Origin of the sequence: Janthinobacterium longum, from assembly GCF_051380735.1 — a bacterium.
Lineage (GTDB): Bacteria > Pseudomonadota > Gammaproteobacteria > Burkholderiales > Burkholderiaceae_D > Janthinobacterium.
This window is the reverse complement of sequence record NZ_JBNYXQ010000001.1, coordinates 85,671-106,937: the sequence shown is the minus strand read 5'-3', so window position 1 is coordinate 106,937 and position 21,267 is coordinate 85,671. Positions and strand designations below refer to the sequence as shown.

The 21,267-nt window shown below is 58.8% G+C and carries 18 protein-coding genes; 12 read left to right on the top strand and 6 right to left on the bottom strand.

Annotated features, from left to right (window positions below; translation table 11 throughout):
* Nucleotides 1-139 precede the first annotated feature (139 nt).
* From ACQ4WM_RS00475 to ACQ4WM_RS00455, 5 genes are all read left to right on the top strand, one after another.
* Nucleotides 140-1,246, top strand: a complete 1,107-nt coding sequence (locus ACQ4WM_RS00475) for a ParA family protein (RefSeq protein WP_436544759.1) — start codon at nt 140-142, stop codon at nt 1,244-1,246.
* A gap of 4 nt (nt 1,247-1,250) precedes the next feature.
* The gene (locus ACQ4WM_RS00470) at nt 1,251-1,952 is read left to right on the top strand and encodes a RelA/SpoT domain-containing protein (RefSeq protein WP_436544758.1); all 702 of its coding nucleotides are present in this window, start codon (nt 1,251-1,253) and stop codon (nt 1,950-1,952) included.
* Between the two features lie 603 nt (nt 1,953-2,555).
* A complete protein-coding gene (locus tag ACQ4WM_RS00465; protein WP_436544757.1) occupies nt 2,556-3,671 on the top strand; it encodes a helix-turn-helix domain-containing protein in 1,116 nt (371 codons plus the stop codon).
* Nucleotides 3,672-3,694: 23 nt separating this feature from the next.
* On the top strand, nt 3,695-5,236 hold the full coding sequence (locus ACQ4WM_RS00460) for a S41 family peptidase (protein WP_436544756.1): 1,542 nt from the start codon (nt 3,695-3,697) through the stop codon (nt 5,234-5,236).
* Between the two features lie 290 nt (nt 5,237-5,526).
* On the top strand, nt 5,527-5,982 hold the full coding sequence (locus ACQ4WM_RS00455) for a tellurite resistance TerB family protein (RefSeq protein WP_436544755.1): 456 nt from the start codon (nt 5,527-5,529) through the stop codon (nt 5,980-5,982).
* Between the two features lie 144 nt (nt 5,983-6,126).
* Here ACQ4WM_RS00455 and ACQ4WM_RS00450 read toward each other — a convergent pair whose 3' ends face one another.
* From ACQ4WM_RS00450 to ACQ4WM_RS00440, 3 genes are all read right to left on the bottom strand, one after another.
* Nucleotides 6,127-7,533 carry an amidase gene (locus ACQ4WM_RS00450; RefSeq protein WP_436544754.1) on the bottom strand — a complete coding sequence of 469 codons (1,407 nt, stop codon included), beginning with the start codon at nt 7,531-7,533 and terminating at the stop codon, nt 6,127-6,129.
* 99 nt (nt 7,534-7,632) lie between these two features.
* Nucleotides 7,633-8,817: a helix-turn-helix transcriptional regulator gene (locus tag ACQ4WM_RS00445; RefSeq protein WP_436544753.1), complete on the bottom strand. Its 1,185-nt coding sequence runs from the start codon at nt 8,815-8,817 to the stop codon at nt 7,633-7,635.
* 74 nt (nt 8,818-8,891) lie between these two features.
* On the bottom strand, nt 8,892-9,362 hold the full coding sequence (locus ACQ4WM_RS00440) for a hypothetical protein (RefSeq protein WP_436544752.1): 471 nt from the start codon (nt 9,360-9,362) through the stop codon (nt 8,892-8,894).
* A 309-nt stretch (nt 9,363-9,671) separates the two neighbouring features.
* Here ACQ4WM_RS00440 and ACQ4WM_RS00435 point away from each other — a divergent pair, with 309 nt between their 5' ends.
* Nucleotides 9,672-10,982 carry a toxin-antitoxin system YwqK family antitoxin gene (locus ACQ4WM_RS00435; RefSeq protein WP_436544751.1) on the top strand — a complete coding sequence of 437 codons (1,311 nt, stop codon included), beginning with the start codon at nt 9,672-9,674 and terminating at the stop codon, nt 10,980-10,982.
* 87 nt (nt 10,983-11,069) lie between these two features.
* On the opposite strand, the gene nadB is transcribed toward ACQ4WM_RS00435, so the two are convergent.
* Nucleotides 11,070-12,683, bottom strand: coding sequence for an L-aspartate oxidase (gene nadB, locus ACQ4WM_RS00430; RefSeq protein WP_436544750.1), 1,614 nt, complete (start codon nt 12,681-12,683; stop codon nt 11,070-11,072).
* 205 nt (nt 12,684-12,888) lie between these two features.
* On the opposite strand from nadB, the gene ACQ4WM_RS00425 reads away from it, so the two are divergent.
* From ACQ4WM_RS00425 to ACQ4WM_RS00405, 5 genes are all read left to right on the top strand, one after another.
* Nucleotides 12,889-14,277, top strand: a complete 1,389-nt coding sequence (locus ACQ4WM_RS00425; RefSeq protein ID WP_436544749.1) for a TIGR03013 family XrtA/PEP-CTERM system glycosyltransferase — start codon at nt 12,889-12,891, stop codon at nt 14,275-14,277.
* Nucleotides 14,274-16,331, top strand: coding sequence for an XrtA/PEP-CTERM system histidine kinase PrsK (prsK, locus tag ACQ4WM_RS00420; protein WP_436544748.1), 2,058 nt, complete (start codon nt 14,274-14,276; stop codon nt 16,329-16,331). Before ACQ4WM_RS00425 ends, prsK begins: the two co-directional genes overlap by 4 nt.
* A 28-nt stretch (nt 16,332-16,359) precedes the next feature.
* Nucleotides 16,360-17,715, top strand: a complete 1,356-nt coding sequence (prsR, locus tag ACQ4WM_RS00415) for a PEP-CTERM-box response regulator transcription factor (protein WP_436544747.1) — start codon at nt 16,360-16,362, stop codon at nt 17,713-17,715.
* Nucleotides 17,716-17,816: 101 nt separating this feature from the next.
* Complete coding sequence (locus tag ACQ4WM_RS00410) at nt 17,817-18,260, top strand: hemerythrin domain-containing protein (protein ID WP_436544746.1); 444 nt, start codon at nt 17,817-17,819, stop codon at nt 18,258-18,260.
* 38 nt (nt 18,261-18,298) lie between these two features.
* Nucleotides 18,299-19,258 (top strand): hypothetical protein, encoded by a 960-nt coding sequence (locus tag ACQ4WM_RS00405; protein WP_436544745.1) that lies wholly within the window; start codon nt 18,299-18,301, stop codon nt 19,256-19,258.
* 4 nt (nt 19,259-19,262) lie between these two features.
* On the opposite strand, the gene ACQ4WM_RS00400 is transcribed toward ACQ4WM_RS00405, so the two are convergent.
* Entirely contained in the window at nt 19,263-19,484 is a 222-nt protein-coding gene (locus tag ACQ4WM_RS00400) for a hypothetical protein (RefSeq protein ID WP_436544744.1), read from the bottom strand.
* Here ACQ4WM_RS00400 and ACQ4WM_RS00395 point away from each other — a divergent pair.
* A complete protein-coding gene (locus ACQ4WM_RS00395) occupies nt 19,483-20,052 on the top strand; it encodes a DUF1439 domain-containing protein (protein WP_436544743.1) in 570 nt (189 codons plus the stop codon). The two genes, ACQ4WM_RS00400 and ACQ4WM_RS00395, sit on opposite strands and share 2 nt — an antisense overlap.
* Before the next feature lie 315 nt (nt 20,053-20,367).
* On the opposite strand, the gene lpxO is transcribed toward ACQ4WM_RS00395, so the two are convergent.
* Nucleotides 20,368-21,267, bottom strand: a complete 900-nt coding sequence (lpxO, locus tag ACQ4WM_RS00390; RefSeq protein WP_436544742.1) for a lipid A hydroxylase LpxO — start codon at nt 21,265-21,267, stop codon at nt 20,368-20,370.

Here is a 21,267-nt window from a genome sequence, read left to right as displayed (position 1 = left end):
ATAGTGGTTTTGAGGAGCTAAGACTCTTTCGAAAAATATATAAAATCTGGATGCTCATAAGACATTAATACTTGATATTTTTTGATTTTTCTGTAAAGTGTTATTTCTAGCAACAATAAATTCCGTGGGTCTAAAATCAATGAAAATTCTATCCGTTTTTAATAATAAGGGTGGCGTAGGAAAAACGACGCTCACATATCATCTGGCTCACTCTTTAAGTGAATTGGGGAATAAAGTATTGATTATCGATGCTGATCCTCAATGCAATCTAACAATTTATTCTATGAAAGTCGAAGAAATTCATAAGATATGGGAGGACGAGGATGAATGTATAGAAATGGGGATAGAAGAGTTTAGAAAAAAATCTACACAGAAAAAGGTGCAAGCCCTTCACGCTAAGCCTCGATCATTGCATTATTTATTAATGCCAACAAGTGATGGTACAGGAGAGTATGATGCCCTCTCACCTCCGTTAAAAATAACGAAAAATTTAGACATGATACCTGGACGGCTTTCTTTGCATGAGTTCGAAGAAAAAATATCGTCTAGATGGAGTGATGCATATCGCGGTGATGCACTTGCAATAAGGACAATAACTCGGATTAGGTCAATCGCTGAAGAGTATGGGAAAAGGTTGAAATACGACTATGTGATTATCGATACTTCTCCCAGCCTTGGTGCTTTAAATAAAACAATCATCTCGACGGTTGATGGTTTTTTTGTTCCAGCTGCGCCAGATATGTTTTCATTATATGGAATTAGAAATATTGGGAGTAGTTTGAGAAAGTGGCATGATGAGTTTGAAATTATATATAAATTAATATCAAGTGATAAAAGAAAGCTTTTCCCAAAAGAATTTGTTCAATTCTTGGGTTATACAATTTATAATGCTAGAAAATATACTAAGCCGGGTGCTAAGTGGAATTTAGCTCAGGCCCACTTAAAGTATGCACTAGCAATTCCAGGTATTATTCATGATTATATAGGGAAAGATTTGCGTGCTAATATATCAGATGAGTTGTTAGCTGAGCCTATCGGTGGTGAATCAATAATGCATAGTCATAATACTTTCCCTACGTTAGCTCAACACTATCGCGTCCCGATGTGGAAAATTCCAGATGTTAACAGAATAGATAAAGAGCACCAAAATACTATTAATGGTCAGAAGCCAGATATTTTTGGCACCATGGAGAAATACACTAATTTTTCCAATTCACTGATTGAACGTATTAAACTCCTTGGATAATTTAATGGTGAAAAATATGGCGAGTCCAGCTTCAGTGACTGTGGATGTCAATAAGTTGGTAGACATTTTCAAAAAGAAAAGAAGATTATTTGAGTTGTTCAGCCAATCTGTTGAAAATGATTTTCTATCAAGTCCTGAGTTGAATACGGGTGTGCCATCGGTTATCCACTCTGTCCGGAGTAGGATCAAAGATGAGTCACACATGTATGAGAAAATTGTGAGGAAAATTTCTGAGGGAAGATTGCTTAATGAGGATAATATTCTCAGTGAAATCACAGATTTTGCAGGGTTGCGTATTCTTCACTTGCACCAAAATCAATTCTCTTCAATCTACGAATTTATTGATGATAAAATTAAGACAAAAAATTGGAGGTTGTTAGAGAAGCCTGTTGCTTACACGTGGGATCCAGAGTCGGTTGAGTATTTCAAGAAATATAAAATTAAAACATCTTTGAAGTCATCTTATTATACTAGTGTCCATTTTTTAATTGCCCCCGCTAATAGGCTGGACGGAACTTGTTGTGAGGTTCAAGTTAGGACGTTATTTGAGGAGGTGTGGGGGGAAATAGATCACTCCATAAACTACCCAGTAAAGACTGATAAGTTGGCAAATATTGAACAGCTAAGGGTACTATCAAAGCTGGTTTCGACAGGATCTAGATTGGCAGATTCAATATTTAAAATTCATGATGAGGGGAAGGTGTAAGTGAGAGTTTTTTATTTTAAGAATTAATTGTGGGGCATGGAGCATGCGGCATCGAGGGCAGGTCCGAAATTTGTAAACGGCCTCAGCCGCTTAAAAGATGAGTTCGTGCCGGATTGCCCGACCTGCCCCTGACGTTGCTGACGTTGGTTGATGGTGGGGCGCCATCTGCACCCCGTGCTGTAACAGCTTGATTTTGTACTTGATGAAGCGAGATGTCAGGCCGTGAGCGTATTAATGGGCTAAATAAGGGTTAGAATCCAAGCTTGCCCACCTGCCCGCATTCGCCCTGATGATACGGGCATCAGGGTCAGGTCCTGCATTTGTACACACCCTCAGCCGCTTAAGAGATGAGTTCGTGTCGGATTGCCGGACCTGACCCTGACGTTCTGCTGACCCTGACGTTCTGACGTTGACCCTGACATTGGTTGATGGTGAGGCACCCATCTGCACCCATGCTGCACAGCTTGATTTTGTACTTGATGGCGCCAGATGTTCAGGCCGTCAGCTTGTCAAGTGGTAAATAAGGGGTAAATAAGGGGTAAAATCGAGCCTTGCCCACCTGTCCACCTGCCCGCATACGCCCTGATGATACGTTTCGGTCCCATGAGCATCGTCCTGCTGTGCTGCATTTTCTACGGCATCATGCGCGCTGCGATGCTGGTATCGGTGCCCACCAACCGGTTTGGCAACGCAGCGCTGGCGCTGCTGATCGCTGTAGTGGCGTTATATACGGCGCCGTATGCTATCGGTTTTGCGGGCTATTACGACGCCTATCCCTGGTTATCTTTTGCACCATATAACCTCAGCCTGGCGGTAGGGCCGCTGATTTATTTATATGTGCATGCTGTTTGCGCAGCAAGCTGGAAGGGACGGCGCCACTGGCCGCTGCATCTGCTGCCGGCGCTGGTGCAGCTGCTGTACTACAGCTGCGTTTTCGCGCAGTCGCTTGCTTTCAAGACTAGCTGGGATCGCGACGTCCATCGGCTTTATGTGGAGCCGGTGGAAACGCTGCTTCTGATGGTGTCGCTTGTCGTCTATTTTTTGCTGGCCTGGCGCTGTTTCGCGCAGCCTCGCGCCATGGCACGAGAGTGGATGCGCAATATTCTGGTTGCTTTGGGGTTGACGGTCAGTTTATGGCTGATCATGATCGTCTGTGAATTTGCTTTCTCGGAACTGAGTTATTTCCAGCGCTTTCCGTTCTATCTCTGGATGGCGATGCTGCTGTGCTACCTCGGCACGGAAGGCTATCGTCATGGTGTTGCCATAGCGGAAGTAGCGCCTGCATTTCCTGTCAAGCCCGTTGCCGCGCAGGGTAGCGACAAAATATCTAACAAGGTTGGTGGCTCCCGGACTGTCACGCTTGCGCAATTGGCCGATGACTGGCGCGCCACCATAATCGAGAAACTTTGGTGGCGCGATCCCGAACTTGACCTGGCGACCCTTGCACGGTTGCTCGGTACCAATGCCAGCACGTTGTCGCGCGCGCTCAATGACGGCCTGGGCGTCAGCTTCAACGAAATGATCAATCGCATGCGGGTCGATGCGGTGTTGGTCGCACTGACAAGGCAGCCGGACACGCCCGTGCTCGACATCGCGATCGCGGAAGGTTTTAACTCGAAGGCAAGCTTCAATCGCGCTTTCAAGCTCTACACCGGCAATACGCCAACCGAATACCGCCGTCTGGCACTGCTGTCGGCGCAGGTCTCAACTTCCGGCTAGTCTCATATAAGGTATTTGTGGGCGTGCAATGGATTTTGCGACGCCACAGGCAAAAGAAGGGGCTAGAGTTGTCCACCATGTCCACTTTGCCCAGGCGCCTTATGTTTTCTCGCATTTTCCCTTTCCTGCTCGGCTTGATCGTGCTCTTCTCTTCAGTTTGCGCCACAGCGGCCGATACGCTGACGCCCGAGGAGGCCAGCCGCGATGCGGTCGTCCTTGTCAGCACCTTGCGCGCCCTGCATCCGGCGCTGGACAAATACCGGAGCCAGGCCGAGGTCGATGCATCGTTTGCCCGTTTCCGGGAGCGTGTCGGCACGGCGCGCAGCGCAGCAGCCATGTATCTGGCGGCGACCGAATTGACAGCATCGATACGTTGCGGCCATACCTGGACAAATATCCTCAACCAGCAGCCCGCGCTCAGCCAGCGTCTGCTAGGTGCGCAGGACAAGTTGCCGCTGACCATGCGCCTGGTCGAAGGGCGCTGGCTGGTGCTCGGCAGTGCGGTGGCGGGCATCGCAACCGGCGACGAACTGCTCACCATTGATGGAAAAAGCAGCGGCGAGGTGGTGGCGATGATGATGCCTTATCTGCGTGCCGACGGCAGCAGCGATGGCAAGCGTTTGCGGCAGCTAAACCATGACAGGATGGATTACAGCATGATGGATATCGTCTGGCCGCTGTTATCGCCACCAGCGAAAGGCGTCTACCGGCTTGCCGTCAGGACTGGCCAGGGCGCGATCCACAACATTGATGCACCGGCTATTACCCTGGCTGCCCGCAGCGCCGATTTGAAAGTCCAGGGCATCCAAGCTCCTGATGAAAAGTGGAAACTGCGCATAGAAGGCGGTATCGCCGTCATGACCTTGCCAAGCTTTGCACTGTATCGCGACGCGTTCGACTGGCGCCAGTTTTTTGCCGACAGTTTCGCAGAACTGCGGCGCCGGCAAGTGAGCCGCCTGGTGATCGATATCCGCAACAACGAGGGCGGTGACGACAGTATCGGCATGGAGTTGCTGGGCTGGCTGGCCGCTGCTCCAATCACCGATATCTCGGATCAGTCCGTGACGATGTACGAGCGCGTACCGTATAAGCTTGCTCGTTATCTCGATACTTGGGACTTCGACTTTTTTGATCGCACGGGCGCAGTGGACAGTATCAGCGACGGTCCGCAGGCTGGCCGCTGGCGCTTTCGCCCAAAGGCGCGGCAACTGCGTACCATCACCCCGCGCTTGACACGCTATACCGGCAAGACCTGGCTGCTGATCGGACCGGAAAACAGCTCCGCGACATTCACCCTGGCCCGTCTGGCACAGCAGTCGGGCGTGGCCACATTAGTTGGCCAGCCCACCGGCGGCAATCTGCGCGGCTTGAACGGCGGCCAGCTGGCCTGGGTCACGCTGCCGCACTCGGGCGTGGCTGTCGATTTTCCGTTACTGGCAAGCAGCTATGGCTCAGGTACGCCCGACGCCAGCATTCATCCTGATGTTACCGTCCAGCGTTATTTTTCAGTGCAGGCGCAGGGGCGTGACGAGGAGATGGAGGCGGTGCTGCAGCTTGCCAGGTAGAAAGGCACCGTGTCAGGTCCGGCATTTGTACACGGCCTCGGCCGCTTAAAAGATGAATTTGTGTCGGATTGCCGCACCTGACCCCAACATTTTGCTAACGTTTTTTTTGGCCCGGAATCGTTGCCGGGGTGCCGCCCGCAACGTATTATTGCCGCGTAGCTGATGCGTTGCCTCCGCCTGGCGCACGTCATTCAATCCGGCGCTCGCTTGTATTTCAAGCTCGCGCCCCCAGCTGGCATCCAGTGGTAGTGTTCATCGCTGCTTAAACCCAACCAACCCGGAGATTCCTTATGAGTTTTGATTCCTTTCTGTCCAAACTGAAAACCAAAGCCAGCGAACTGAAGACTGAAGCGCTGAAGTACAAGAACAAGGATTTCCTGAACGCCGCGATGGCCGGCTCGGCCCTGATCGCGATGGCGGACGGCAGCGTCAGCTCGGAAGAGAAGCAGAAGATGGTCAAGTTTATAGAAACCAATGATGCGCTGTCGGTATTTCCCACCACCGATGTGATCAAGGCTTTCCAGGATTTTGTCAGCCAGCTGGAGTTTGACAAGGATATCGGCGAAGCCAAGGCCTATCAGGCGCTGGGCAAGATGAAGTCGAATGTGGAAGCGTCGCGTCTGTTGGTGCGCATGATTATTGCGATTGCTTCGTCGGATGGCAATTTTGACGCCAACGAGCAGCGCGTGGCCAGCAAGATTGCCAAGGAATTGAATTTGAATCCGGCGGAATTCGAATTGCAATAAGCGGTTCATCGGTGGGCGTCTGCACGACGCCCCCGCTTGCAAGCTGCCTGGCTCAGGCAGCGATCACTGACGTTACGGCCAATGCCAGTGCGGCCAGCGGCCAGCAGACCAGCCTTGTGAGTTGAAAACCAGCGTTGCCCATGGCTAGTTGAGCGCCGCCTCGACCAGCCGGGCGGCGGCAAACAGCTTCGCTTCTGCACCCGGCGCGCACATGACTGAAATGCTGGGCGGCAGGCCGCTCGCTGCATCGCGGAACTTCCAGGCCGGGATGGCAATCGACGGCAGGTCCAGATAGTTGCCCATGGTATGCGAGGTGAATCTGCCGTTGATGCCGGGCTTGAGCGACAAGCGGTTCATTTGCCCATGTTCGGGCGCGAGCAGGCCCAGCGTGGGCAGCACCATTACCGCGTCGGTGCCCAGCAGTGCGTGGTAATGCTCGCGCGCACGTGAAAATTGGGCGGTGATGGCGTCTACCTTGGCCGCGCTGCGCGGTTTCATGACTGGCGCAATCAGCATCCAGCGCAGCAGGCCCGAATCGATGGTGGGTTTGCCGGTCAGTTGCGCCAACAGTTCCCTCCACGGCGAGAAGCGCTGCGCCGGAGACGACAGCAAACGTATCCAGCTGTTATAAAAATCATCGAGTATCAACTTGGGTATCTGCAGATAAAGTTTGCCGATATCGCTGAAGTCAAGCTCGTCGCGCTGGTAGCCATGCTGCGCCAATGTGGCCGTTGCCGTTGCCAGCGCGTCGCTGATGCAGGGGTTTTGCATGGTCAGCGCAAAGCCGCGCGGCACCACCAGCCGTGCTGAACCCGACTGGGACGGCGGCACAGGCGCGTCGGCAATCACGTTGTAGACCAGTTCGGCGTCGCGCACGCTGCGCGTCAGCGGACCCAGGCCCAGCCAGCTTTTGGTGGCGCCGGTGACCACCGGCCAGGTGCCGCGCTGGTTGACGGCAGCTGAATGCGGCTTGAAGCCGACCACGCCACAAAATGCGGCCGGAATACGGATCGAGCCGAGAATATCGGAGCCGACACCGAACACCGAGCCGCCTGACCCCACCAGCGCGCCTTCGCCGCCGCTGGAGCCGCCCGCCACGCGCCTGAGGTCGAGCGGATTGTTGGTGCGCCCGTAGCGCAGATTGGTCGATTCGGCGGTCATGGCCAGCTCCGGAATATTGCTGCGGGCGATCACGATGGCCCCGGCAGCTTTCAGGCGGCGCACGATCTCGGCGTCTTGTGCATGCGGCTCGGGCTGCATGCGCTTTGATCCGGCCGTTACCTCGTGGCCGGCCAGGCCAAAGGTTTCTTTCACGCTGCATGGCAAACCGAACAGCGGCAGCGATTTGTCGCCGTGCAGGTCCAGCTGGCGCGCTTGTTCCAGCGCCTGCTGGCGGAAAACATGCGTTGCCGCATTGATGCTGGCGTGCGCCTGTTCAATGCGGCCCAGATGGGTTTCGGCCAGTTGCGTTGCGGTAGTCGCGCCACGGCGCAAGTCGTCCAGCAGGTGAACTGCGTCGGGTTCTGCCAGGTTGCGCTTGAATTGGCTCATGAATCGTGGGTCCTTTGTTTGATGGGGGGCTGATGGCGGCGTTTAGCCTGCCTTGCTTCAAGCTATTATGCGCGGAAAAAACAGAAAAGAGCCTGCTGTTCAGCCTTGGCGTGGCGGCAGCGAGTTTGCTGTCAATCGCTTGGCTGCCAGGGCACCGGTGGCGCACTGGTGCAACAGCGCTATCAGCTGGCCCTGGCGCGCGGTGTCGGTCTTGTCGTAGATATGGTGCAAATGCGTTTTCACGGTGTTGATGGAGATATGCGCGCCGGCAGCGATACTGTCGATGGCGTTGCCGCGCGCCAGGGCCTGGCAGACCTGCGCTTCGGCAGGCGTCAGCGCGAACAGGCGTTGCAGCATGTGCGCCTCGGCTGGCGCCTGGTCGGGATTGCGCGCCAGCAGCATGGCGCAGGCCTGCTGGCAAAACGGGCCGTGTTCGACCTTGAATGGTACAACGCTCAGGAACAGGTCCGGCCCTGGCAGGCGCGCCAGGCGCAGCTCATGTGCCTGCGGTGGCGTGCCGGCAATTGCCTGTCGGATGCCCTGGGCCAGTTGCGGCAGCATGCTCCAGCGGATATCGCGAGGGTCGCTGCTGCCTGGTGCAAGGTGGCTGTGCAGCTTGCGCGGCAAATCGGGCGCGAACAGTGTCATGGCGCAGGCGTTGGCGTACTGCACTTCAAGTTTCGCATCGATCAGCAGCACGGCGGTATCGAGGCAGTCGAGGGCGGCTCGGGCGTTACGTTCGGCCAGATTGCTGCGCGCCAGGCGGCTGCTGATCTGCAAGGCGCGCTGCAAGTGTGGCGCCAGCGCCTGCAACTGCGCCTTGAGCGCTTGGCCGTCGGCAAACGGCCCCTGGCTGCGCTGTCGGTGTACGCCCAGCAGCGCCGTTTCGCCAGTGGAGAGGGGCAGGGCGCCGCCGATCACATGATACAGATCGATGGGCCGGCAGAAATCGGCATAGAACTCGGTGCCTTCCAATTCACGTGCACCAATATGCTCGGCGCTGCTGTGGATATGCCCGACGCCCAGCTTGCGCGCCAGTTTGATCCAGATATCGTGCTGCCAGTAATAAGCTTCGTAGGCGCGTAAGGCCTCATCGTTGACATGCGGGCTGTCGCAGACCAGCCTGAGGCTGTGGTGCCGGTTGAGCATGATCACCACGTCGCTGGCATCGCCGAAGGCGGCCATCATGTCGGTGCACAGCGCTCGCCACAGCGTTTCATCGAGCGCTGCGTCATACAAGCGGCCGATCAGTGCTTGTTGCTGTGGCGTCAGGTGATCTGTCATGGTGCTTGGCTTCCAGGGGCTGTAGTACACAATAGACCACCTTGGGCCAGTCAGGCAACGTCAGCCGTGGCGATTCAGCGCGCCGGCATGCCCAGCGAGGCAATGCTCTCTGCCGTGCGCGTGCCGTCGGCGAGCTGCTTCGGTGGCACCAGCATCACCACTTCGCCGCCGACGCTGCCGTCGCTGTGATGGTCGATGCGTACCTTCAGGTTGCGGTTCAGCGCAACAAAAGAATTGCTGCTGCTGGCAATGATGCGGTGTTCCTGCCCATCGCCGATTTGCGCGTACATGGCGCCGCCGGACCGGCGCAAGGACAGTGTGTCGCCGTTCGACAGCTCATAGGTGCCGGCAAAAGGCTTGAAGTCGTCCGGATGCATGTAGTGCGCCCTGGCTGGCAGGTCAATGCTGGGCGCGCGGCTGGCGTTGCCGGGCACTTCGACGATTCGTGTTTCGGGCAGGGTTTGGGCGGTAGCAGCCAGGCAGAGGCTGAGGCTGATGGTGGCGGCAATGACGGCCAGGGGTCTGGCTGAAGCAAGCGCAAACATGATGACACTCCTCGGATAATCTTGCCTGGCGCGCATGGGCCGGATGGCGCATGCAGCAGGCTGTCCGCAGTGTAGGCAGGCGATGTCAGGCACACATCATTCGTCCGAATGAGAAAAACATCTTTTATTGGTATTCAATTTGATAGCAAAAAGCAATCATGTGCTGTGGAAATACTTCGACCATGTAACATGCATCAAGCACGAAGGATAGCGTCGGACCTGGCGCGAGGGGGCAGCGTGGAAAAAATGCTGCGTTGTCAAGGATGAAGGCCAGGCTGTACAAACTGGACACCTCGAAGGATGCAAGCAATGACCATCAAACTACGCCATGCAGCCAGCCTGGCTGCCTTGTTCGTGCTGCCCGCTATCGCCAGCGCGGATATCGTGCAGCGGCAAGTGATTACAGAGATCGCTGCGCAACAAGATGCTGACGGTGCCGACGTGCTGACCATGGCAAACACGACTGGTTGCGGCGGCAAGCTCTTGCGCATGGATGCGCCATCGCTGGGCATGTTGCGTGCCGACTATGCCGCCATGAAGCGGAAACTGGCCAAACAGATACACACGCCGATGCTGGTGATTCTGGACGCATGTCCGGCGCCAGGCAGCGTCGGCGATGCCGCCGTGCCCGTGATCCGCCGGCTGGCCGCCTGCGATCCTGCTGCCTGTGCGGATGACCAGGCCCGTCTGTATCTGAGTGAAGAGTTGACGCCGCAGGACCATCGCGCGGCGCCCTATGTGCTGGTGGTACCGCTGCCACCGGGCAGGCAAAAAAATACCTGGCAGGTCGCGGTTTATGATGCAAAGCAAGGCAAGACCTTGCGCCTGGCCACGCAGATCGATGCCCCCGACTATCTTGAAGGCAAGCGCGTCAATGGCTATACGGTTTATTTTCCAAACGGCAAGGTCGCACTGCAGGTGGCGCAAAATGCGCAGGGCCTGCAAGACGGCGTAGCGGTTCAATACAACGAGGATGGCAGCGTGCAGGCGCGCGGCAGTTGGCGCAATGGCGTGCGGGAAGGCAAGCATAGCAGCTACCACGAGTCCGGCAAGCTGAGCGAAGAGATCGTTTACCGCAATGGCGAGCGGGCCGATGGCCAAGCGGAGACTTTCCATGATAACGGCCAGCTCAGCTCAAGCACCAACTACGTCGACGGCGAGATGAACGGTGAGCTGCTGACATATTATCCGGACGGCACCCTGGAAAGCCGCAGTACGAGGATCAAGGGACAAGTCAATGGTCGCACTACCTCTTACTATCCCGATGGCACGGTGAAAAGTACCCAGGACTACGTCAACAGCTATGCCGAGGGCGAGGGCCGGGAGTTCCATCCGGGCGGCAAGCTGGCCGCCGAGCGCGTCTACGGCGCTGGCGCGGTGATGCGCAGCGAACTGCTGTACAACACTGCCGGCCTGCTGGTCGCGCAAAGGCAGTGGGACGCGCAACGGCGCAAGCAGGGAAGCTTCAAGTCATGGCATGACAATGGCAAGCCGAAGGAAGTGGCGGACTATGTCGATGGCGAACGCCAGGGCTGGACCCGGATCTGGCGCCAGGATGGCAGCTTGGAGCAAGAGTGCCGTTTTGTGAAGGGGGAAGGGCAGGGGTGCTACGTCAGATAGCCAAACAGCGAAGACTGGGGTCGTACCCTCGGGGACGCGGAATCCCCGTACGACCCCGTCACTTTGGGGAAGGCAAGCAAGCTGCTTTTACCGGTGCGGCGGCGTCAGCACGCTGGCAATTGCCTTCGGCAAGGTTTCCGGATAGTCGCGGCTGAAGTGCAGGCCGCGGCTTTCGCGGCGCGACAGGGCGCTATTGACGATCATCGAGGCGACGTCGACCAGGTTGCGCAGTTCCAGCAGGTCGTGCGTGATGCGGAAATTGCGGTAGTACTCGTCGATCTCTTCCTTGAGCAGGGCGATGCGGTGCTGGGCCCGCTCCAGGCGCTTGGTGGTGCGCACGATGCCGACATAATTCCACATGAAGCGGCGCAATTCGTCCCAGTTATGGGCAATCACCACTTCCTCGTCGGCGTCGGTGACCCGGCTTTCGTCCCAGTCGGGCAGGTAGGGCGTGCCCAGCTTTTCCTTGCTTTCGATATCCTGGGCGCAGGCGCGGCCGATGACGATGCATTCCAGCAGCGAATTGCTGGCCAGGCGATTGGCGCCATGCAGCCCGGTACAGGCCGTCTCGCCGACCGCATACAGGCCCGGCAGGTCGGCGCGGCCGGCCAGGTCAGTCACCACGCCGCCACAGGTATAGTGGGCAGCGGGCACGATGGGGATCGGCTGTTTGGTGATGTCGATGCCCAGTTCCAGGCAGCGCGCATAAATGGTCGGGAAATGTTCGATCAGGAATTCGGCCGGCTTGTGGCTGATGTCCAGGTGCACATAATCGAGGCCGCGTTTCTTGATCTCGAAGTCGATGGCGCGCGCCACCACGTCGCGCGGCGCCAGTTCGGCCCGCTCGTCGTGGGCCAGCATAAAGCGCTGGCCGGCCGCCGCGCCCGCTTCGGGTGGCAGTTTCAGCAAGCCGCCCTCGCCACGGATCGCTTCGGTGATCAAAAATGACTTGGCATATGGGTGATACAAGCAGGTCGGGTGGAACTGGATAAATTCCATGTTTGATACGCGGCAGCCGGCGCGCCAGGCCATGGCGATGCCGTCGCCGCTGGCCGTGTCGGGATTGGTGGTGTACAGATATACCTTGCCGGCGCCGCCCGTGGCCAGCACGGTATGTTCGGCGGCAAAGGTCAGCACTTTGCCGGTCTTTTCATCCTGCACGTACAGGCCGTGGCAGTGCGGCTGCGCATTGCGCTGCACCGGCTTCATGCCCAGCTTGTCGGAGGTAATCAGGTCGATCGCGCAGTGATGTTCGAACAGGCTGATGTTGGGATGCTTGCGGACTTTTTCTTCCAGCGTCACTTGTACGGCGTGGCCGGTGGCATCGGCCGCGTGGATGATGCGGCGCTGGCTGTGGCCACCTTCGCGTGTCAGGTGGAAGCCCATCTCGGCGGTCGCGTCACGCGTAAACGGTACGCCTTGTTCGATCAGCCATTCGATCGCTGCACGGCCGTTCTCGACGATGTAGCGCGTGGCGCTTTCATCGCACAGGCCGCCACCGGCGATCAGGGTGTCTTCGATATGCTGCTGGTGGCTGTCGCCCGAATCGAGCACGGCGGCGATGCCGCCCTGCGCCCAGTTGCTGGCGCCATCGAGCAGCGCACGTTTTGAAATGATCGCGACGGTGCGCGTCTCTGCCAAATGCAGTGCAACCGAAAGACCCGCCAGGCCACTGCCGACAATCGCTACATCAAATTTCATGACATTTATATTTTTTTAGGGGAAGCATACTATAGTCCATTTCACATTGAACGGACATGTGTTGAGATAAATACTGTCGATAAAAGATAGTTGAGGTTACGCTTTGCGGCTCATCAAGGCTTGCGTAGAGCAGTTGGCCATGATTGCAAGACCAGTTCCAGCCTGCCAGTTTCCTGGTAGCAGCGGCCTTGCTTTCGGGGGAGACATGATCCGCATATTCAGCCACTACGTGTCGAAGACAGCTTTTGTGCTGTTATTGCTGGAAATTCTGATATTGCTGTTTTCGGCGACCTTCACCTCGCTGGTCGGGCTGGCCGACGGCCGTAACATGCTGCGCGCGGGCGAGGTCTACCTGGCCTCGTCGATCTTCGCACTTGTGATGGTGTTGTCGATGAGTGCGCTGGGCATGTACCAGCACCGTTCTCGCGAGGATATCCGCAACACCTTGCTGCGCATCCTGCCCGCTTTTGCGCTCGGTTTCGCCGTGCTCAGCCTGCTGGTGCGCTTCGTGCCGTCGCTGCATTTCGGGCGCGGCAGCGTGATGATCTTTGGCTTGGGCGCCATCGGCGTGCTGCTGGCGCGGCTGGTGGTGTTCAAATCGTCGCAGTCGGCGCTGATGGAAGGTCGTTTGATCCTGGTTGGTGGCGGTGCGCTGGCCAGGGAGTGCATGGACCTGGCGGCCAGCAAGATCGGTTTTCATCAATTCACGGTAGTGGGCTGTATGGATGTGCCGGGCGAGCAATGCTGCGTGCCGGCCTCGTCCATGTTGCCGCCCGGTTTGTCGTTGCTGGCCATGGCCAGGCGCTATGATGCGCAGGAAATCGTGGTCTCCGTCAGCGACCGGCGCAATGGTGCTTTTCCCGCACGCCAGTTGCTCGAATGTGCGCTGGGCGGCGTGCGCGTGATCGACGCGGCCACGTTCTTCGAGCGCGAAACGTGCCAGATCCGCATCGATTCCCTGCAGCCCAGCTACCTGATCTATGGCGGCGGTTTCGACCAGAGTTTTTTCCGTGCAGCTTCCAAGCGCCTGTTCGACCTGGCCGCCAGCGCCACCATTTTCCTCGCTACGCTGCCGCTGATGCTGCTGACCATGCTGTGCATCCGCCTGGAAGACGGCGGCCCGGTGTTTTACGAGCAGGAAAGGGTGGGGCGCGATGGCGCGCCCTTCAATGTGTTGAAATTTCGCAGCATGCGCTGCGACGCCGAGCGCGACGGTACGCCGACCTGGGCCCAGGCCAATGACAGCCGCGTGACGCGGATCGGCCATTGGATACGCAAGCTGCGCATCGACGAACTGCCGCAGATGCTCAATGTGTTTCGCGGCGAAATGAGTTTCGTCGGGCCGCGGCCGGAGCGGGCCTACTTTGTCGACCAGCTCAAGGAGCAGGTGCCATATTACAATATTCGCCACAGCATCAAGCCCGGCATCACGGGCCTGGCACAGGTGCGCTACCAGTACGGCGCCTCGGTCGATGACGCCGTCAGGAAGCTGCAATACGATCTGTATTATGTGAAAAACAACAGCCTGTTCCTCGACCTGCTGATCCTGCTGGAAACGGTGCAAGTGGTTCTTTTCGGCAAGGGTAGCCGGTGAGCCCCGAACCCGCCTTGGTGGTTGTGGCTGACGCTGCCGCGCTCAGCCATGGCGTCGCGTCGCTGGCGTTTTTCCTGCTTTCCCTTTTACTGATCAGCAACTGGCGCGCACGCCGGCACGCACGCGCCTTGCTGGCCGCCTGCCTGGTAACGGGCGCATGGGCCACCGGCGTCGTCGGGCTGATACTGCTGGAGCGGCGCTGGTCGCTGTCTGGCGATGCACTGGAATTGCTGCGCACGCTGGCCTGGCTGGTTTTCTTGCTGTTGCTGATTGCACCCGGGCGCGCGCGCCTGCTGGCTCTGGTGGCGGGAGGCAGTGGCGTGGCGGCGATCGGCCTGGTGCTGTGGTGGTCGGCCTTGCCGCAGTTGGGTGTCGGGCAGGCGGCGTTTGCGCGCACCGCCGCCATCGCCTGCCGGCTGCTGCTGGCGGTGCTCGGCATGCTGCTGGTGGAGCAGTGGTACCGCAACACGCCGCCGCTCAAGCGCTGGGGCATCAAGTTTGCGTGCCTGGGCGTTGGCGGCCTGTTTGCGTATGATTTTTACCTGTACAGCGATGCCTTGCTGTTTCGCGAGATCAATAACGATATCTGGGCCGCGCGCGGCATCGTCGATGCATTGTGCGCGCCGCTATTGGCCGTATCGGCGGCGCGCAATCCGGGCTGGGCGCTGGGTTTGTCAGTGTCGCGCCAGATGCTGTTCCGTTCGGCCGCCTTGCTCGGTTCGGCCATCTACCTGCTGGCAATGGCGGCCAGCGCCTATTACCTGCGCTATTTCGGTGGCGCCTGGGGTTCCCTGATGCAGATGGCCTACCTGGGCGGCGCCATGCTGCTGCTGGTCGGCGTGCTGTTTTCCGGCGCATTGCGCGCCAGGCTCAAGGTGTTTATCAATAAACATTTTTACAAGGCGATTTTTGATTACCGCGAAGAATGGCTACGCTTTACGCGCGCCCTGTCCGCAGATGGCCCGGCCCTTGGCGAGCGCACCATCGAGGCGGTGGCGCAACTGGTGGAAAGCCCGGCCGGCGGGCTGTGGATCGTGCGCGAGACGGGCATATTGACGCCGGTAGCGAGCTGGAACTGGCCGCCGCAGCTGCCTGCCGAAGCGGCAGATGGACCACTGTGCCGCTTCCTGGAAGCGCGGCAATGGGTGATCGAGGTACCTGACTGCCAGCAAGCGCCGCAACAGTACGGCGGCCTGGTGTTGCCACCCGCGCTGCTGGCCTTGCCCGCCATCTGGCTGCTGGTGCCATTGATGCTGCATGGGAAACTGTTCGGCATGGTGGCGCTGGCGCGGCCACGGGCCCGCATTGGTCTGAACTGGGAAATCCGCGATGTGCTGAAAATTGCCGGCAGCCAGGCTGCCAGCTACCTGGCGCACCGCGAATCGCTCGATACCTTGACGGTGGCGCGCCAGTTCGACTCGTTCAACCGCATGTCGACCTTTATCGTGCATGACCTGAAAAACCTGGTGTTCCAATTGTCGCTGCTGCTCAGCAACGCCGAAAAGCACCGCGCCAATCCCGCCTTCCAGCAAGATATGCTGGCCACGCTTGAGCATTCCGTGCAGAAAATGAAGACCTTGCTGCAGAAACTGGCGCGCGGCGAAGCGCCCGACGTCGCCACGCCGCTGCAGCTCGATGGCCTGCTGCGGCAGGCGGTGGCCGCCAAGGCCAGCCTGGCGCCGGCGCCACAATTGGACATAGTCGATGGCGAACTGACGGTGCTGGCCGACCGCCTGCGCCTGGAGCGGGTGCTGGGACACTTGCTTCAGAACGCCATCGAGGCCACTGCCAGCAGCGGCCAGGTAGCCGTGCTGCTGCGGCGCGAACAGCGCACGGCGGTGGTCGAACTGCGCGATACCGGCGCCGGCATGAGCGAGCAATTCATCCGCGAACGCTTGTTCAAGCCGTTCGACACGACCAAGACAGCGGGCATGGGCATCGGCGTGTTCGAGAGCCGCGAATACCTCCGCGAAGTGGGCGGCAGCCTGGAAGTGCGCAGCGAGCCGCAGGTGGGCACCACGTTTCGCGTGATCTTGCCGCTGCATCCCGCCTGAAACCCCTCGCCAGCGCAAAGGAAACCGCATGGGCAAGCAGAAACTGCTGGTGATCGAAGACGATTCCGGCCTGCAAAAGCAGCTGCAATGGAGTTTTGACAGCTACGAGGTGCTGCTGGCCGGCGAGCGCGAAGCGGCGCTGGCGCTGGTGCGGCGCCACCGGCCCGCCGTCGTCACGATGGACCTCGGTTTGCCGCCCGACCCGGACGGCGCCACCGAAGGACTGGCCACCTTGCAGCAGATCCTGGCGCTGGCGCCCGACACCAAGATCATTGTCCTGTCGGGCAACCAGGACCGCGCGCATGCGTTAAAGGCGATCGCCCTGGGTGCCTATGATTTTCACCAGAAACCGTTCGACGCCGACCTGCTGGGCCTGGTTATCGCGCGCGCCTTTTATTTGCACGCGATGCAGCAGGAAAACCGCCGCATGCTGCAGACCCAGGCGGACTCGCCGCTGGCCGGCATCGTCAGCCGCGATCCCGGCATGCTGAAACTGTGCCGCAGCGTGGAAAAAGTGGCACCTTCGTCGGCCAGCGTGATGCTGCTGGGCGACTCGGGCAGCGGCAAGGAATTGATCGCGCGCGGCCTGCATGCGCTCAGCAGCCGCAGCAGCCAGCGCTTTGTCGCCATCAACTGCGCGGCAATTCCAGACAACCTGCTCGAAAGCGAGCTGTTCGGTTATGAGCGGGGCGCGTTTACCGGCGCGGCGCGGCAAACCTTGGGCAAAATCGAACTTGCCCACGGCGGCACTTTTTTCCTCGATGAAATCGGCGACATGCCGCTGGCGCTGCAGGCAAAATTGCTGCGCTTCCTGCAGGAGCGCGTGATCGAACGCGTGGGCGGGCGCGGCGAGATTGCGGTCGACGTGCGCATCGTCTGTGCCACCCACCAGGACCTGAAAGCGCTGGCTGGCCAGGGGCGTTTCCGCGAAGACTTGTATTACCGCCTCAGCGAAATCGTGCTGCGCATTGCGCCGCTGCGCGAGCGGACCGGCGATTGCGCCTTGCTGGCCCACCATTTCAAGAACAAGTTCTGCGCCAGCGAAGGGCGTTCCAGCCTGCATTTCAGCAATGAGGCGCTGCAGGCGATCGAGTCGTATGACTGGCCCGGCAATGTGCGTGAAGTGGAAAATTGCATCAAGCGCGCCGTCATCATGTGCGACGGCCCGCACATCACGCTCGACGACCTGGGCTTGCCGCAACAGGCGCACGCGGCGGCACCGGACGACAGCGTCAACCTGCGCCAGGCGCGCGACGCAGCCGAATACAAGGTCATGGTGCGCGCGCTGGCGCGGGCCGACGGCAATATCGTCAAGGCGGCCGAATTGCTGGGCGTCAGCCGCCCGACCCTGTACGACCTGATGAACCACCACGGCATCAAATAGCTGCTCCGGAATGGTTCAAATATCAAGTTTGTGTATGACGTCGCACATACGCAGGCGGCGCGGCGCGGCATCCTTGGTCTGGTCAACTACAAGGAGGCATCATGAACGCAATCAGCTTATTAATGAAGGATCACCAGAACGTCAAGGCGCTGTTTACCCAGTACGAAGGCTTGAGCGACCGTTCTTTCGCGACCAAGAAAAAACTGGCCGAGCAAATCTGCCACGAACTGACCGTGCACACCCAGGTGGAAGAGGAAATCTTCTATCCGGCCGTGCGCCGGCCCATCCATGACGGCGACCTGATGGACGAAGCGGTGGTCGAGCACGCCAGCGCCAAGGAACTGATCGCGCAAATCCTCGCCATGGACCCCAGCGAAGACCTGTATGACGCCAAGGTCACCGTGTTGTCCGAGCAGATCGAGCACCACGTCAAGGAAGAAGAGAGCGACATGTTTCCCAAGGTGCGCAAGACCGGAGTTGACCTCGACGCGCTGGGCGAGCAAATCGCTGCGCGCAAGGAAGAGCTGAGCGCAACGGGCGCCTGAATTCGCAGCACACACAAATTTCATAACAGGGAAACCTCATGCAAGCTACGCAATTGTCCGTCTCGGATCTGAATCAACCTGGCGTCTCCTGGGGCGCCGTCATCGCCGGCGCTGCGGCGGCCGCCGCTTTGTCCTTCATCCTGCTGATCCTCGGTGTAGGCCTGGGCTTGTCATCGGTCTCGCCATGGTCATTCAATGCGACCGCGATTGGCGTGGGCACCATCGTCTGGCTCGCGTTCATGCAACTGGCCGCGTCCGGTATCGGCGGCTATATGGCCGGCCGCCTGCGCGCCAAATGGAGTTCGGTGCATACCGATGAAGTGCATTTCCGCGATACCGCCCACGGCTTGCTGGCCTGGGCCGTGGCAACGCTGTTGACGGTAGCCATGCTGGCCGGCGGTACGCGCGCCGTGCTGAGCGGCGCCATCGACGCCGGCACTGGCGTGGCAGCGGCGGTGGCGCCTGCGGCCGCAGCGGGTGCCGGTGCGGCCGCAGCCAATGCTGGCGAGGGTGGCAGTGGCACCAATCCGCTCGACTATTTCTCGGACATGCTGCTGCGCGCGGCACCAGCGCCTGTATCGAGCGCTGCCACAGCCGCCGCAAGCGGCGCGCCTGCCATGCCAATGTCTGATGCACCCGTGAACGCCGCCGACCAGCGCGTCGAAGTTGGCCGTATTTTCGCTTCCAGCCTGTCGAACGGCTCCCTGGCTGCCCATGACCGCGCCTACCTGGGCCAAATGGTTGCGAAGCGCACCGGTTTGACCCAGGCCGAAGCCGAAGCGCGCGTCGACGCCGTCTATGGCCGCGCCGCCAAGGCTGCCGCCGATGCCAAGGCCAAGGCACAGCAAGCGGCCGAAACGGCACGCAAGGCTGGTGCGCATACTGCACTGTGGATGTTTGTCGCCCTGCTGCTCGGCGCATTTGTCGCCGCCCTGGCAGCAACTTTCGGCGGTCGCCAGCGTGACCACGAACGCGTGCTGCGCCACGTGTCGATTTAATTACTCATCTTATTACAGGAGAAACTCCATGCGTTCCATCCTCTTGCTGTTGCTGGGTATCCCCCTGCCGATCATTATCCTGATCGCCATCTTCGTCCGCTAAGCATTTCCGCACTGCGGACGCGGTGAAAAATCGGGCGCATGCCGCAAGGTCTGCGCCCGATTTTCTTGTTGAGAACGAGGCGGCTGTGTAAGATAGCCGCACCACTTTTTCGAGAATGTCCATGACTGCCACTTCCTTGCGCTCCTTCCTGAAAACCGCCACCATCGCGGTGCTTGCCGGCAGCATGCTGGCCTCGTGCTCGACCCTGATCGGGCCGCGCGATGTGACTGTATCGTTGGCAAAGATGCAGCAGGGCCTGGAGCGCCGTTTTCCGATCGACAAGCGGGTGCTGTCGGTGCTGGAAGTCAAAGTCAGCAATCCGCAATTGTCATTGCAGGCTGAACGCGAACGGGTCGCGCTATCGGTTGATGCGGCTGTCACGCCACCGTTTATCCGCCAGCACTGGCGCGGCAACCTGGCCATTTCGGGCCGGCTGCAGCTCGACCCGCAGCGCAATGCGGTGTACCTGTTTGACGCCAGCGTGGACCGGGTGAGCATCGACGGCATGGACGAATCGCAGCAGCGCCAGTTCGCCAAGGTGGCCAGCCTGGTGGCCGACCAGTTGATGCATGAAACGCCGATCTACACCTTCAAGCCCGAGGAGCTGCGCTATGCGGGCGTGCAGTTTGTGCCGACACAATTGCGCACCACCCCCAACGGGCTGGTGGTAACGTTTCAACCGGTGAAATAAGACAGCCATGAAAAACCGCCCGAAGGCGGTAATGACCGGTTAGCGCCACTACGCCATCAGTAAACCTGCAAAGCCGATTAAAGCCCCAGTCGCCAGCACAGGCATATCGGGCCAAGCGGGCTCGAAAAATGTCGAGGGCAAGGCGCAGCGACGACGACAGTACGCATGTACGCCTAGGAGCTGCAACGCAGCCATCGGCATTTTCTCGGGCTCGCGTCTCCGGCCCGCCATTTTTTAAGCTTCTACGCCTTGCGCCTTTAAATACGTCAGGCAGCTTAACTTAACGGCAATAGGTTTCTTTGGGTCTGGTACGCCTCAGATATAGTAGATCAGCGCAACGATGGCCACCACCAGCGCAATACGCGTCAGATTGTAGGCTGTCTTGTTCCACGCCTTGAAGCGGCGGCGGTACTGGCCCATGGCCGCCGAGATATGGAACAGCTTGCTGATGCCACCGGCCTGATCGCCCAGTTCGTTGGGCGAAGCGGCGGCCGTCATCAGGGTGCGGCCCAGCCAGCGGTTCAGCGCCTGTGCCCAGCGAAAACGCATCGGGCGCTCGATGTCGCAGAACAAAATGATGCGGTCGCTGTCGGCGTCGTTGCGGGCCCAGTGGATATAGGTTTCGTCAAACATCACGGCCTGGCCGTCGCGCCAGCTGTGGCGCTCGCCATCGACATCGATAAAGCAGCGGTCGTCGTTCGGTGTCTGCAAGCCCAGGTGATAGCGCAGCGAGCCGGCAAACGGGTCGCGGTGCGGGTTGAGCTTGCCGCCGGACGGCAGTTCGGCAAACATGGCCGCCTTGATCGACGGAATCGCTTGCAGCAGGGCATAGGTTTGCGGGCACATCTGCTGCGCCGAAGGGTGGCTGGCGTCATACCATTTCAGGTAAAAACGCTTCCAGCCGTATTTGAAGAAGGAGTTGAATCCGACATCGTCGTTCTTTTCGGCCGCCTTGATCTTTTTCAGTTCCTGCAAGCGCAGCGCTTCATCGCGGATGATGTGCCAGTTCTGCTGCAGCGGCGCCAGCTCGGGAAAGTCGGATACGGCCAGGTAGGGCGTGGCCGGCACTTTTGAAAACGTGTGCATGAACAGGTTCAGCGGCGCCATGAACGAGGAGTGGTCGAAAATCTGGCGCCGGAACGGCAGGCGCACCTTGCCCCGGAAATGGATATGTAAAACGGAAAACACAAAAATGCCCAGCAAGGCCCACTTCAT

What these genes read in the sequence shown, in the direction of transcription:
- ACQ4WM_RS00455 (WP_436544755.1), top strand. Translation starts at nt 5,527, where the DNA reads ATGAGTTTTGATTCCTTTCTGTCCAAACTGAAAACCAAAGCCAGCGAA.
- ACQ4WM_RS00425 (WP_436544749.1), top strand. Translation starts at nt 12,889, where the DNA reads ATGATCCGCATATTCAGCCACTACGTGTCGAAGACAGCTTTTGTGCTG.
- ACQ4WM_RS00400 (WP_436544744.1), bottom strand. Translation starts at nt 19,484, where the DNA reads ATGGACATTCTCGAAAAAGTGGTGCGGCTATCTTACACAGCCGCCTCG.
- lpxO (WP_436544742.1), bottom strand. Translation starts at nt 21,267, where the DNA reads ATGAAGTGGGCCTTGCTGGGCATTTTTGTGTTTTCCGTTTTACATATC.
- ACQ4WM_RS00465 (WP_436544757.1), top strand. Translation starts at nt 2,556, where the DNA reads ATGAGCATCGTCCTGCTGTGCTGCATTTTCTACGGCATCATGCGCGCT.
- ACQ4WM_RS00440 (WP_436544752.1), bottom strand. Translation starts at nt 9,362, where the DNA reads ATGTTTGCGCTTGCTTCAGCCAGACCCCTGGCCGTCATTGCCGCCACC.
- ACQ4WM_RS00470 (WP_436544758.1), top strand. Translation starts at nt 1,251, where the DNA reads ATGGTGAAAAATATGGCGAGTCCAGCTTCAGTGACTGTGGATGTCAAT.
- nadB (WP_436544750.1), bottom strand. Translation starts at nt 12,683, where the DNA reads ATGAAATTTGATGTAGCGATTGTCGGCAGTGGCCTGGCGGGTCTTTCG.
- ACQ4WM_RS00435 (WP_436544751.1), top strand. Translation starts at nt 9,672, where the DNA reads ATGACCATCAAACTACGCCATGCAGCCAGCCTGGCTGCCTTGTTCGTG.
- ACQ4WM_RS00475 (WP_436544759.1), top strand. Translation starts at nt 140, where the DNA reads ATGAAAATTCTATCCGTTTTTAATAATAAGGGTGGCGTAGGAAAAACG.
- ACQ4WM_RS00405 (WP_436544745.1), top strand. Translation starts at nt 18,299, where the DNA reads ATGCAAGCTACGCAATTGTCCGTCTCGGATCTGAATCAACCTGGCGTC.
- ACQ4WM_RS00410 (WP_436544746.1), top strand. Translation starts at nt 17,817, where the DNA reads ATGAACGCAATCAGCTTATTAATGAAGGATCACCAGAACGTCAAGGCG.
- prsR (WP_436544747.1), top strand. Translation starts at nt 16,360, where the DNA reads ATGGGCAAGCAGAAACTGCTGGTGATCGAAGACGATTCCGGCCTGCAA.
- ACQ4WM_RS00450 (WP_436544754.1), bottom strand. Translation starts at nt 7,533, where the DNA reads ATGAGCCAATTCAAGCGCAACCTGGCAGAACCCGACGCAGTTCACCTG.
- ACQ4WM_RS00445 (WP_436544753.1), bottom strand. Translation starts at nt 8,817, where the DNA reads ATGACAGATCACCTGACGCCACAGCAACAAGCACTGATCGGCCGCTTG.
- ACQ4WM_RS00395 (WP_436544743.1), top strand. Translation starts at nt 19,483, where the DNA reads ATGACTGCCACTTCCTTGCGCTCCTTCCTGAAAACCGCCACCATCGCG.